The organism is Paenibacillus sp. JT22N12 (assembly GCF_056269365.1).
Window position 1 is genome coordinate 42,372 of the sequence record NZ_JBWDNU010000014.1, and the last position, 13,333, is coordinate 55,704.

General features: G+C 52.0%; 10 protein-coding genes. 8 read left to right on the forward strand and 2 right to left on the reverse strand.

Features of this window, described 5'->3' with window-relative positions; genetic code table 11:
- Positions 1 to 96: 96 nt before the first annotated feature.
- From AC0YOA_RS31810 to AC0YOA_RS31840, 7 genes are all read left to right on the forward strand, one after another.
- Complete coding sequence (locus tag AC0YOA_RS31810) at positions 97 to 1,023, forward strand: NAD(P)-dependent alcohol dehydrogenase (RefSeq protein ID WP_475790018.1); 927 nt, start codon at positions 97 to 99, stop codon at positions 1,021 to 1,023.
- A gap of 358 nt (positions 1,024 to 1,381) precedes the next feature.
- Positions 1,382 to 2,407, forward strand: a complete 1,026-nt coding sequence (locus AC0YOA_RS31815) for an ATP-binding cassette domain-containing protein (protein WP_475790019.1) — start codon at positions 1,382 to 1,384, stop codon at positions 2,405 to 2,407.
- Positions 2,408 to 2,409: 2 nt separating this feature from the next.
- Positions 2,410 to 3,225, forward strand: coding sequence for an ABC transporter permease (locus AC0YOA_RS31820; RefSeq protein ID WP_475790020.1), 816 nt, complete (start codon positions 2,410 to 2,412; stop codon positions 3,223 to 3,225).
- Between the two features lie 299 nt (positions 3,226 to 3,524).
- Positions 3,525 to 3,983: a VOC family protein gene (locus tag AC0YOA_RS31825; RefSeq protein WP_475790021.1), complete on the forward strand. Its 459-nt coding sequence runs from the start codon at positions 3,525 to 3,527 to the stop codon at positions 3,981 to 3,983.
- Entirely contained in the window at positions 3,976 to 4,098 is a 123-nt protein-coding gene (locus AC0YOA_RS31830) for a hypothetical protein (protein WP_475790022.1), read from the forward strand. Before AC0YOA_RS31825 ends, AC0YOA_RS31830 begins: the two co-directional genes overlap by 8 nt.
- 57 nt (positions 4,099 to 4,155) lie before the next feature.
- The gene (locus tag AC0YOA_RS31835; RefSeq protein WP_475790023.1) at positions 4,156 to 4,389 is read left to right on the forward strand and encodes a hypothetical protein; all 234 of its coding nucleotides are present in this window, start codon (positions 4,156 to 4,158) and stop codon (positions 4,387 to 4,389) included.
- The gene (locus AC0YOA_RS31840) at positions 4,386 to 4,976 is read left to right on the forward strand and encodes a TetR/AcrR family transcriptional regulator (protein WP_475790024.1); all 591 of its coding nucleotides are present in this window, start codon (positions 4,386 to 4,388) and stop codon (positions 4,974 to 4,976) included. The genes AC0YOA_RS31835 and AC0YOA_RS31840 overlap by 4 nt, the downstream gene beginning before the upstream one ends.
- 166 nt (positions 4,977 to 5,142) lie before the next feature.
- Here the strand turns inward: AC0YOA_RS31840 and AC0YOA_RS31845 are convergent, their stop codons facing one another.
- A complete protein-coding gene (locus AC0YOA_RS31845) occupies positions 5,143 to 9,396 on the reverse strand; it encodes a sulfite reductase subunit alpha (RefSeq protein ID WP_475790025.1) in 4,254 nt (1,417 codons plus the stop codon).
- 294 nt (positions 9,397 to 9,690) lie between these two features.
- Between AC0YOA_RS31845 and AC0YOA_RS31850 the strand changes: the two genes are divergently transcribed.
- Positions 9,691 to 10,113 carry a MarR family winged helix-turn-helix transcriptional regulator gene (locus AC0YOA_RS31850; protein ID WP_210037438.1) on the forward strand — a complete coding sequence of 141 codons (423 nt, stop codon included), beginning with the start codon at positions 9,691 to 9,693 and terminating at the stop codon, positions 10,111 to 10,113.
- Between the two features lie 105 nt (positions 10,114 to 10,218).
- Here AC0YOA_RS31850 and AC0YOA_RS31855 read toward each other — a convergent pair whose 3' ends face one another.
- The gene (locus AC0YOA_RS31855) at positions 10,219 to 13,284 is read right to left on the reverse strand and encodes an ATP-binding protein (RefSeq protein WP_475790026.1); all 3,066 of its coding nucleotides are present in this window, start codon (positions 13,282 to 13,284) and stop codon (positions 10,219 to 10,221) included.
- Positions 13,285 to 13,333: the final 49 nt, after the last annotated feature.

A 13,333-nucleotide genomic window follows, 5' to 3' on the forward strand; every position in this document is an offset into this window, starting at 1 on the left:
CAGCTTGCAATAATGACTAAAACCATACTTTAGTATCTATATGGCGTTACCGTGCTGCAGCTATACTGATTGCAGATTGAGGTTTGGAGGAAGCCCATGAAAGCAATTGTATGCACAAAGTACGGATCGCCGGATGTTTTGAAGCTTACAGAGGTAGAAAAGTCTGCTCCCAGGGACAATGAAATACTGATAAAAGTTCATGCGACAACCGTAACGTCGGGGGACTGCAGAGTGCGGGGCTTCAACAGTCCGATCTTGCTCTGGATTCCAATGCGGATATTTTTGGGCTTCAGAAAGCCAAGAAAACCTATTTTGGGTGTAGAGCTGGCCGGGGAGATTGAAGCAATAGGGAAAAATGTAAAACGATTTAAGAAAGGCGACCAGGTTTATGCATTAAACGGGATGCGTTTTGGCGCTCATGCCCAGTACACATGTCTGCCCGATGACGGAGTGGTTGCCTTAAAACCGGAGAATGCGACGTATGAGGAAGCCGCGGCTGTGCCTTTTGGGGGAACTACAGCCTTGTATTTTCTGAGAAAAGGAAATATCGGAAGCGGCCAAAAGGTTCTGATCTACGGGGCTTCCGGAGCGGTAGGGACTTCTGCGGTGCAGCTCGCCAAATATTTTGGAACGGAAGTTACCGGGGTATGCAGCGCTGCAAATATAGAATTGGTGAAATCGCTTGGGGCCGATAAGGTCATGGATTACACCAAAGAGGACTTTACAGAAACGGGAGAGCGTTATGATATCGTCTTTGATGCAGTTGGCAAAAGCTCGAAATCCCACTGCAGGAAAGTATTGACCCCAAACGGGATATACGTGACAGTTGATGGGCAGGGGATCGTAAAGACCAGTAAGGAAGAATTAATTTTTCTCAAAGAGCTTGTGGAGACAGGGGAAATAAGAGCGGTCATAGACAGACGTTACCCGCTGGAACAAATTCCCGAGGCTCACCGATATGTAGAAAAAGGGCATAAGAAGGGAAATGTAGTCATCACGGTTAATCACGATAATAGAGCTTGACCAAAGGACCATAATTCACGGTGAGGTCCATCAATTCTGGAATGAGAGCGACGGCCCCTTGGCTATGCTTCATGGATATACGTCCACCAGGTCGCCATTGGCAAATGTTTGCCCTCATCCATAAGCTGGATTGCGAAGGAAAAATGAATAAGAAGGGCATTCCGTCCGGCCAAAATACTCGGTTACAAGGCCTAACCTTCCGAGCTGCAGGCAACTGTTGATTGGGCATAATGGAACCACTTCATTGCGAAGTGGTTTTTTGCTTTGCTTTCAAGTATGGACTTCATTGTTAATATTCAGTTCATAAATTTGAGTTACGATTCCAATGATAATAATCAGTTATATGGGAGGAATTGCTTTGAAGCATGTATACAGAAAGGAATTAGCGCCAAACAATGGTGATTGGGCTGTCGAAGCGGGTGGGCTCGTAAAAACTTTTGGAAGCAATCGAGCGGTGGATGGTGTGGATTTGAACGTGCGCGCCGGTACGATCTATGGCGTACTCGGCCCGAATGGGGCAGGCAAGACAACCACAATCAGTATGCTGGCGACCTTGCTTCGACCGGACGCCGGTTCAGCCAGAATCTTCGGGTACGATGTGGTGAAGGAGTCGCAGATTGTCCGTCAATTGATCGGAGTAACCGGTCAATACGCATCGGTGGATGAGTCGCTTAGCGCTACCGAGAACCTGATCATCTTCTCCCGGCTGCTCGGGCTAGGGCGCGCAGAGGCACGGCAAAAAGCAGCGGAGCTGCTTGAGGAATTTGGTTTGACAGAGGCCGCGAGCCGTCCGCTGAAAAATTTCTCCGGGGGCATGCGCCGCCGGCTGGATTTGGCGGCGAGCCTTATTGCACAGCCGCCGCTCATCTTCCTGGACGAACCGACTACCGGGCTGGACCCGCGCACACGTGCACAGATGTGGGATACGATCCGCCGGCTGGTGAGGACGGGATCAACCGTGCTGCTGACAACACAATACCTCGATGAGGCAGATCAATTGGCAGACCGGGTAGCGGTTATCGACCGTGGCCGTGTCGTCGCCGAAGGAACTGTGGATGAGCTGAAAGCGTCAATCGGTACCTCGTCGCTGCAATTGAGAGTTCAAAATCCACAGGACATCGAGAAAGCCCGCCAGACCGTAGAACAGGTGCTCAAGGTCAAGTCTATTGTGTCGTCGGAAGCCGCAAGAATTACTGCACCGATGGCGGACGCCGACCGTGTCACCGATCTGCTAATTGCTCTTCGCGCGGCGGGGATTCGCTTGGATGAGATGAGTGTGCAGAAACCGACACTCGATGAGGTGTTTCTGACCATTACCGGCCATGGGGTGAAGGAGGACACGTCGTCAGTGTCCAATAATTTGAATGAAGCGAAGGAGGCATGAGCATGAGAAGCGCATCAATCAAGCCGGGTGCTAATCCACAACTGAAAAACCACACAAGCTTCAACCAGACGGTACGCAACTCGTTGACAATGGCCTATAGAGGTCTGCTGAAGATCCGCCGAACCCCCGAGCAGTTGTTCGACGTTACGCTTCAGCCAATCATCTTTACCCTGATGTTTACCTACATCTTTGGCGGGGCCATCTCCGGTGATATACAGAGCTATTTGCCAGTCATCATTCCCGGTATCCTGGTGCAGACCGTAATCACTACTTCAATCGTTACCGGCGTCCAGCTGCGCGAGGATATGGATAAAGGCGTGTTTGACCGTTTCAAGTCCTTGCCTATCGCGCGTATTGCTCCGCTTGCGGGAGCTCTGCTCGCAGACACCGTCCGATATACCATTGCGACTGTACTCACCTTTACTATGGGATATATTATGGGTTATCGGCCCGAAGGTGGTCTGGAACACGTCGCCCTCGCCGCGGTTCTCGTCATTATCTGCTCCTGGGCAATCAGCTGGATCTTCGCCTTCTTCGGCGTGATTGCGCGCACTGCCTCGAGCGTACAGGGGATATCGATGATTGTGCTGTTTCCGCTCACCTTCCTATCCAACGCTTTCGTGCCCGTCAAGACCATGCCCGACTGGCTTCAGTGGTTTGTTAACATCAATCCGATCTCGCATCTGGTCACAGCCGTCCGGAATCTTGCTAACACGGGAACTATAGGTTGGGATCTTGGCATCTCCCTCATCGGCGCCGCTGTCATTGTGGCGATCTTTGCACCCATTACAGTTCGTGCATACATGCGTCGGACATAATAGCAGGACCAGACTCGATTGGAGAGCGTCTTGCTGGCAGCGATGGAGTCAGGGGCTCGATCCGATTCCCCTGAACTTCACTCATTTATGACATTCAAGGCAGCCTGATAAGGGCTGCGTTTTTTTATTTTACGGATTGCCTGGGGGAGAAAGGAATAAACCTCCTTTTGCTGAACCCCTAAGGACAAGGATCATCTCCATTTTACGGAGAAGTTATAACTCTTTTTATTTACATACATGCTGTATGTATGTTAATATCCTGCTATACCAATCTAACCTTAATACAAGGGGGAGCCGATTTGAAAATCAACAGTTTCTATCCGGTAATCATGACGAATAAGATAGCGGACAGCGCGGAATTTTATCGACAGTATTTTGGTTATGAAGTTGTTTATGAGTCTGACTGGTATGTGAGCTTGCGGACTGGGGGAAGCCAGCAAGGATCGTATGAGCTGGCGCTGCTCGATGCCGCACATCCGACGATTCCCGCCCAATATCGCAAGAGAGCTGGGGGTGTGATTCTGAACATGGAAGTCGACGATGTGGATGGAGAGTACAGGCGGTTGGTCATTGACGCGAAGCTCACGTTGAAGCAGGATATCCGGGATGAGGAATTCGGGCAGCGGCATTTTATATTGTCTGATCCCGGCGGTGTCTTGATCGATGTGATTGAAGTGATTCCACCTTCCGTGGAAGAGAGCGCCAACTATTCGGAAACCGTGCGGAAGCAGGAGGAGGCAAGGGGCGAGAATGAATGAGCCGACGGCTCTGAAGCATTATTTTGACGAAAGGCTGGCAAGAAGACTGGTGGATTTGAATGCCGGGCTGAGAATGAAACGGAGGAAGGAATGTTCACAAACGGCTACTTTCTGATGCCGGTTGCCTTCTATGTAGAAAAGTATGGCTTGCAGGATGCAGAGCTTTCACTGGATGCGCTATATAACGAAGCGTCATACTTCTGAATACGCCATTCGTCCATACTTAACCGCTCATACCGATCTGTGTTTGGTCAAGCAAGAGGCTGTTTTGTTGTGGTTGAAGCAGCGGGCATCGGAGGGCAGCAAGCACAGAAAATGGATTTTTCGCAAAGGGCTGCGTACACTGCTTGAGCATGGTGATCGCAGGGCGCAGGAGCTTGTGCAGGAGACGGGAGAAAGCGTATGAGGAGAAATAAAAAAGATACGGATGAGACGATCCATAAGCTGCAGGAAGTTGCACGCCATCACTTTACCAGGCATGGCTACGCTGAGAGTTCTTTGGAGGAAATTGCCAAAGACGCCGAGGTCACCCGTGGCGCCGTGTATCATCATTTTGGCAGTAAAAAAGGCTTGTTCCGGGTGGTGCTGGAGCTTGTTCAGCGAGAAGTGGCGCAGCGGCTGGAGGAGGAGGCCTCGCTTAGCGATGATTTGTGGGAGCAGCTGTATCTGGGCTGCCGGGCATTTGTGACTGTGGCGACTGAACCGGAAAACAGGCGGATCATGCTCATAGATGGTCCGGCGGTGCTGGGTTGGGAGGAATGGCGGCTGCTGGATGAGCAGCAGTCTATGCGGCTGCTGTCCGGACAACTCGAGCTGATGCGGCAGCAAGGATATCTGAAGCATATCCGGCTGGATGCAGCCACGCATTTGCTGTCAGGCGCACTGAACGAAGCGGCGCTCTGGCTGGCGCAAATACCGGATGCCGAGGATGCTGCCAAAGCGATGGAGGACTGTCTGCAGACGCTGCGCTTGCTGCTAGAAGGTATCCGATAATCCTGGTAAGGACCATGAATTTTCATTATGAATGTGGTTCGGAATAGTTTGTGGATTTCCCTTGCTGTCAGATTCCGACGGCAGTCTGGAATCCTGATTATATGAACGAAGAAAAAGGGAATCAGGCGTTTTATGCCCGATTCCCTCTTGTCTGATTTCGATCCTTCTAGTAAACATCCCTGGCGTATCTTTTGGAATGCAGCATTTCCTTCACGTAGGCTTCCGCTTCGGCGTCGTTCATTCCTCCATGCTGCCGGATAATCTGCTTCAGCGCGGAATCGACCTCTTTGGCCATGCTGCTGGCGTCGCCGCAGATATAGAAGTGGGCGCCTTCCCGGAGCCATGCCCATACTTCACTTCCATGCTCGATCAGGCGATGCTGGACATAGATTTTCTCGGGCTGATCGCGGGAGAATGCGGTGTCCAGACGGGTCAGAATGCCATCCCTCTGCATAGCTTCCAATTCCTCTTGGAAATAAAAGTCCTGGTCTGCCCGCTGCTCGCCGAACAGGAGCCAGTTCTTTCCTTTGGCCCGGGTGGCCTGACGCTCCTGAAGGAATCCGCGAAACGGTCCGACTCCAGTGCCCGGACCGACCATAATGATTGGCGTATCCGGACTGACCGGCAGACGGAAATGAGCGGTTTTTTGAATGAAAATAGGAACTTCGGCAGCAAGCGCCGCACGGTCCGCGAGGAAGGAAGAGCAGACACCCTTCCGGGTTTTCCCGTTGAATGGATAACGTACGGTTGAAACGGTGATATGAACCTCGTCAGGATTTGCCATCGGGCTGGAGGATATGGAATAAAACCGGGGCTGCAGCGGCTTGAGTATTCGGACGAGTTCGTCCGCGCTGGCAGTCACCGGAAATTCCTGCAATAGATCGACCAGATGACGGCCCCGCAGCCATTCCTTCAGCCGGGATTTATTCTCGTGCTTCAGAAGAGTTTCGAGCTGGTCACTATGTGACTGCTCCTGGACGAACTGAAGAATGGTTGGGGTTATACGGGCAATCTCGAAATGCCGGAGCAGCGCTTCAGCTACGGTAATTTCACCATGGTCTTTTAGCGTGACGATATCGGTAGGCTGAAGCTCTACCGCATGCAAAATCTCATCGACGGTATCCGGACAGTTGGTTGGCCAGACACCCAGAGCATCGCCGGCTTCATAATGAAGTCCGGTATTGGCCAGATCAAAAATAAAATGGCGTGTCTCTTTCTCGGAATCCTCTTGATTCAGCAGGCGATTGGCAATCAAACGTGTATGAAGAGGATGGCTGCGGTCATAGCTTCCTGGAATGACGGTCTCTACCGCAGACGCCGTTTCAATGGCTTGCTGCTGCGGCAGATTGACGCTGACCGGAGACAGTTCCCGATTGGCTGAGAAACCGGATTCGATTTCTCGGGACGCATATTGGTTCAGCGTGCCCACTACCGCATTGATCCATAATTCCGCCCGTTCCTGATAATCGGTGTCGCATTCGACGAGACTCGTCATCCGCTGGGCTCCGAGCTGCTCGACACGGGAATCAAGATTGCGTCCGAATCCGCAAAATGAATCATAATTGGAATCGCCGAGCGCAAGTACCGCAAAGCGCAGTTGGGACAAACGGGGTGCGTTGTCCGCCCGGAGCGCCTTCCAGAAGCTCTCTCCGTTATCCGGCGGATCGCCTGCCCCGAATGTGCTCGCAACGAACAAAACAATACGCTCTGCTGACAAATCTGCGATTGAGTAAGCATTCATATTAACAAGACGAATATCATGACAGGCAGCCTGCAGCTTCTTGGCTGCATCATTGGCCGCCTCCTCCGCATTGCCTGTTTGCGATGCCCAGACCAGGGTGACAAGCGGCGTTGCCTTCTCTGCAGCAGGTGCCGCGGGCCGTTCTAAAGTTGCCACCATCGAAGCGGAAGGAGTGATTTCCGTTTCCGGAAGATAAGTGCGGGAGAACATGCCTGCCAGCATGCCGTCCAGCCAGAAGCGTTTGCTTTGGTCAAGCGGAGCTGTCGGAGGCAGGACAGGGATACCCGAAGCCGTTCTCGATTCGTCAGTCCGCAGACTCGTCATGAATCCGGCGAGATACATTTTTTCATGATTGTCGAGTATGACAGAAGCAGATGAATCAATGCCGAGGATACTGGCGAGCGTATCGACTTTGGCCATATAAACTTCCTCCTTCTGAATATCCGGTTGAATATTCGCTTCGTTTGCAGCTGCGCGGCTTGGGGCTTCACGACCGGGAGAAACGGAGGGTTCACCAGGTGGTTGGACGGCAGCGCGGACAAGCGATACTGCGCAATATTTAAATTCAGGCTGATAGGATATCGGATCAATGGCATCATTAGTGACGTCGTTGATGGCAAGATGGCCGCCAAAAAGATCATTCCAATGAAAAGGGGCAAAACAATTTCCCGGACGCACCCTGTCAGTAACGGCTGCCGGCAGAATGGCCAACCCCCGTCGTGATTGAATCTCAACACGGTCCCCGCTGTTTATGCCCATGAGCTCCGCATCTTCCGGATGAATTTCGATAAAAGGACCCGGGTTCAGCTTATTGAGCGTTGCGATCTTCCCGGTCTTGGTCATGGTATGCCATTGATGCTGCAGCCGTCCCGTATTGAGCACAAAGGGATATTCACTGTCAGGCATCTCTGCCGGAGGCAAATAGGGTCTTGCCAAGAAAATGCCTTTTCCATGCTCTGTCGGGAAAACAATCCGCGGGCGGCTGTTGTCTTTATTCTCTTTCAGCGTCTGGCTGATTCCATTATTCAAGTAACGGATGGGATTGCGGCCATCGGCGCCAGCCGGAGCGATTGGCCACTGCAGGGGAGCTTGGCGCAGCCGTTCAACGGAAGCGCCGCGAATGTCATAGCCGGTCTTGGGATTCCACATCTGCTGAATTTCCGCGTAGACCTCCTCCGAGGAAGCGTAGGAGAAGGCGGAGGAGTACCCCATCTCACAAGCGACCCGGGCGATGATCTGCCAGTCCGGCAGCGCTTCTCCAGGCGGATTCACCGCCTTCTGCATCAAGGTCAAATTGCGCTCCGAGTTGATCATAACGCCTTCACCCTCCGACCACAAAGCGCCGGGAAGCATAATATCCGCGTATCGATTGGTCTCAGTATCCAGAAAAGCATCCTGCGTAATGACAAGCTCGGCAGTCTGCAAAGCCGCGATGACGTTCTTCCGGTTGGGAACGGTGGCAACCGGGTTCGTGCAAATAATCCAGCATGCTTTGATATCCCCAGCCTGCATGCTTTGGAACATGGATACGGTCCCGGTCCCAACTTCCGTTCGGATCGTTCCGCGCGGTAAACCCCACATATCCTCCATAAAATGCCGCTCGGCCTCGACAAGCACGGAACGCTGCCCGGGCAAGCCTGGCCCCATATAGCCCATTTCCCTGCCGCCCATCGCATTCGGTTGACCGGTGAGCGAGAAGGGCCCGCTGCCGGTGCGGCAGATGGCTCCGGTCGCCAGGTGCAGATTGCATATGGCGTTCGTATGCCACGTGCCATGCGTGCTTTGATTAAGACCCATCGTCCAGCAGCTTATCCATTCGGGCGATTCGCCGATCCAGCGGGCGGCCTGGCGGATATCAGCTTCGGGAATCCCTGTTATCGCTGATACCTTCTCAGGAGGGTAATCCTCCAGGAAGCCTGGCATGCTGTCCCAGCCGGAGGTGAATTCGGCAATGAAGGCAGGGTCCGTATGTCCGTTCTTGACAATTAAATGCAGCAAGCCATTAAGCAGGGCCAGATCGGTTCCCGGTTTGACCGGCATATATAGGGATGCTTTGTCCGCAGTTGCATTGCGGCGCGGATCGACGACGATCAGCTTGGCTCCGGCCTTGACCCGGTCCATCATCCGCAGGAACAGAATGGGATGGCAGTCGGCCATATTGGCGCCAATGACGAAGAACAGATCGGCATGATCCATATCCTGATAAGAGCCGGGCGGACCATCCGCTCCGAGTGACAGCTTATAGCCGCTGCCCGCACTTGCCATACATAAGCGTGAATTCGACTCGATATTATTCGTGCGCACGAAGCCCTTGGCCAGCTTATTGATGAGATACTGCGATTCCAGGGACATTTGGCCAGAAACATAAAAGGACAGTGCATTGGGGCCGTGTTCATCGAGGATGGCCCGCAGCCTGGATGCCGTCTCTCTAATGGCATCGTCAATACCGATTTGGTCAGGTTCGGCCACCCGGCCCGGACGCCGATAGGCATATTCCATACGTCCCGATTCCGTGATAGCCTGGGCGCAGGTACTGCCTTTTGTGCAGAGCCGGCCGAAATTAGCCGGATGATCCTTGTCGCCTTTAACTTTGACGACACGGTTATCAGCTACCTCGAGCACAATGCCGCAGCCGACACCGCAGTAGGGGCAGACGCTTTTCACTTGTTTTGTTGTCATTAAGGTTCACCAGCGTTGGCGTGCTTGGCACGCATATTGGATTGGTATCGTTCGAAACAGATGATATCTGAATAAGCTTAAATATATATCGCACTACGATCTAAGTCAAGGATTTAATGTCACAATACATAACATGTTAAGCTGGTATTGTTTGAATTGTGTCCGTTATATTTACTTAAAGTAAACTTATATGACATTCATAATATCCGGAGTCCGTAAATTCAGAAGCCGGTTGATTGTCCGTGATCAAGGAATGCTATAAACTATAGGTATTCTGTCAGATAGGGGCCGGCCATGAACAAGAAGCGATTGCCTAAACATGTATATGAGCAGCTGGCATTATTCCGGTATCGAATCCGCAAATTCATTCGTTTCAGCGAGGAAGCGGCGCGAAGCAAGGGACTCACCCCTCAATATCATCAGCTTATGCTGTCCATAATGGGGTTTCCCGAGAGAGAATATGCCACTCCGAGGGAGCTGGCGGAGCGCCTGCAAATCACTCCACACGCTTGTCTGGAGCTCATCCAGCGCTGCGAGGAATTAGGATATGTGCAGCGTTTCCCGAACCAGCAGGATAAACGCAGCATATTTATCCGTTTGACGGAACATGGAATGGGACTCCTGGAGGAATTGTCGGAAATCCATAGAGATGAGTTGAAGAGAGCGGGGCTGCTTGAGTTTCAAAATGACGAGGCCCGTCCGGAATCATCGGATTGAATCGCCTGGCTGGTAACGGGTACAGGATGAATAAGCGCGCAAAAAACAAAAGGAGGAGCGGCTCTCATTGCCGCTCCTCTTCTCGATTTCCGGTAATCCGCCAAGTTATTGCTTCACCGGTATGATAAAGCTGATGGTCGTACCGCGATCGGGTTCGCTTGTGATACGCAAGCCCTTTCCATAGATCTGCTTTAATCGGCGGTGGGTATTCGGCAGGCCGATTCCGCCGCTCGGAACATTCGTTTGCGCAATTATTCGCTGACGGGTTTCTTCATCCATTCCCACTCCGTTGTCCATGATCGAGATTTCTGCGAACTGCCCGTCCAGCTTGACGCGAATTCGAATTTCACCACCCGATTTGCGGCGCATAAGTCCATGCCGGACGGCATTTTCGACAAGCGGCTGGAGAGATAAAGGAGGAATCATCAAATCCTGAGCCTCATCCAGCTCCCAGGCAACCCGGAGCCTCTCCCCGAAGCGCTCCTTCTCGATATAGAGATAAGAGCGGACGAGCTCAAGCTCATACTCAAGAGGAACAACCTTCTCCACATTTCTGTATGCGAAGCTGGTCCGCAGAAAATGGCTGAATGCTTCGAGCAGCTTGCGCATCCGCGGCGTATCGAATTCGCTGAGGGAGGCAACCGAATTAAGCGTATTGAACAGAAAATGAGGCTGAATTTGCGCTTGCAGCCATGCAGCTTCCATCCGCATTTTGTCGCTGACGGATTTCCTGAGTGTGGTTAAAGCCTTCACGCGCGATCTTAACTCCATGGTATCTACCGGTTTCGTCACATAATCGTTAGCGCCGGATTGAAAGCCTGCTTCGATATCCTCCACGCGCGCACGCGCCGTTAGAAGCAGAACGGGAAGCTCGGCTGAAGAGAAGCGTTTGCGGATCGCAGCGCACAGCTCGTAACCGGACATCCGCGGCATCATGACATCCGCGATAACTAAATCCCAATCTCTTGAATTCAGAAGCGTCAACGCTTCCTGGCCGCTTGTAGCGGTTAGGATATCGTATTCATACAGGGAAAGGGCGCCGACGAGAATGTTCAAATTGGTCGGATCGTCGTCAACGGCGAGTATGGAAGGCCGATCGGCGCTGAGTGCCGGTTCTGGCTTGCCGTCCCCGTCCCCAACGGCAGGCAGCGCAGCGGCTGTTTCTGTATATGCGGGCATCACAGTCTCGCTTGATCCGTATGCAGCCATCTCATATAAGGGCAGGGAGAAGGTGAAAGTCGAGCCTCGCTCCGGTGCGGAAACGACGCTTAGAACTCCCCCATGCAGCTCCACGAGCTGCTTGCAGATGCTGAGACCAAGCCCGATTCCGCTTGTCGGGCCGGCGCTTCCGAATGGTCCTTGCTCGTAGGGCTGGAATATTCTCAAGCTCGTGTCATGATCCATTCCACTGCCGGTATCGGTGATATGGATATAGGCGAACCCGTCCTTCTCGCGGGAAGAGATTGTAATGCTTCCTTCATCCGTGAACTTCACCGCGTTATGCAATAAATTAAATAAAATTTGAATCAGACGGTTCTCATCGGCGGCGACAAGAGGGAATGCATCGGGAATGTCATTGATCAAACGAAGACGCTTGCCCTCGACCATAAAACGGATCATGTCCATAACGCCGGAAGCGATAGTCTGAACGGGAAGAGCAGCCGGCTGCAGCCGGATACTGTTCTCTTTCAGACGTGTAAAATCAAGCAGGTCATTCAGCAGAAATGACATGCGTTTGCCGACCGATATCAGCAGCTTCATATTCTCTTTGCTGCCCGCGCGGTCCTGGTCTTCATTATCTACGATGGTCTGGGCGATGGTCAGGATGCCGTGAAGCGGATTCCGCAGTTCATGCGAGGTATTGACCAGAAAGTCATCCTTCTGCTTGTCGGCTTTCTGCAGCTCGACGGCGAGCCGGGCAGTCTGGGCAGAGCTTCGCAAATAGCTTCTGAACCAATATGCACAGAAGACGATGATAGAGACAACCATGTCCACCGGATAATAGCCGAAACTCATCCATCCCACAACTTTGGCAAAGCTCCATAGAATATTGTTCATATAGCCGACCATCCCGAGAAATAAATAAATGGCGTCAGGTTCACCTCTCTGGACCGCACGCCAGGCAAGGAACGGAACGCTCAGGAATGGAATGATCACAGTTCCGACGTTGAGCATATCCAATTGAAGCAATAGAGCCGCTGGAGCAAACAGAATGAAAACCGAGAAAGCCGCGGAGAACCAGGCGTACCATTGGAAAAACTTTATTTTCGCCTGCGGAGCGACAAGCTCCCTGGCATATTGAAGCAAAAACACCGCAACGCCAAGATAGGACCAATTATTGAGCTTTGTTGCCCATTCGAAGTTGATCGGCAGCCAGGTGAGAATGATTTTATCGTCTACGATCAAGATGCTTATAATGCCGCACAGAAGCATCAAGTTGAAATAAAACAATGCTTTTTGGCGGACACCAAAAAAATACAGAATGCAGGTATAAACGGCATGAAGCAGAAAAATCAGACAAACAGACAATTGCATGCCGATGGAGAAATCCGTTTCTTTGCTCACCGCAGCTTGAGTTCCGAACTTAATAGAGGTATTGATCCCCCCAGAGTACGGATTGTGAAAATTGGCAGCCTGGATGACGATTTCGATCTCATCCGAGCCTGTCATAAAAGACGCATTATAGGGGACATTCTGTGCGGTGTACTGCTGGGCTTGACCTGCCGGTTGTCCGGACTTGGCCAGTGATCGTCCGTTCACGAACAGCTCCGATGCCGATGAAATGTCATTCATTCTCAGGCCGTAGATCTCATCCTTGTCCGGATCAATCAGGATGCGCAGACGGTAGGAGCCAAAGCCGAAGGTTGATTCGTTATTCGGTGATGCGAGTGTTCCCCAGCTGCCGGGTACGGAGATATAGGAGCTGTCCGGAAGACTTGTTTTCATGCCGGAAGCCTCGTTATAAATCCATTCATTGGGGTAAAATTCCCATTGTCCGTCCAGTGTCAGGGGGCGATTCGCTGCAATATCCCATCCCCGCAAATCCAGACGGCCCTGGACAGCCCCGGGATGCGGCGGCGGGGTATACACGACGGACCAGACCAGACGTATGCTTATAAGAATCAGCAGAAACAAACCGGTTATGAGCAGAACTTTTTTAGTATTCATCATCGTAAAGCGTATAGTTCGACAAAAATAGCGATTTTCCTGCATATGTTAA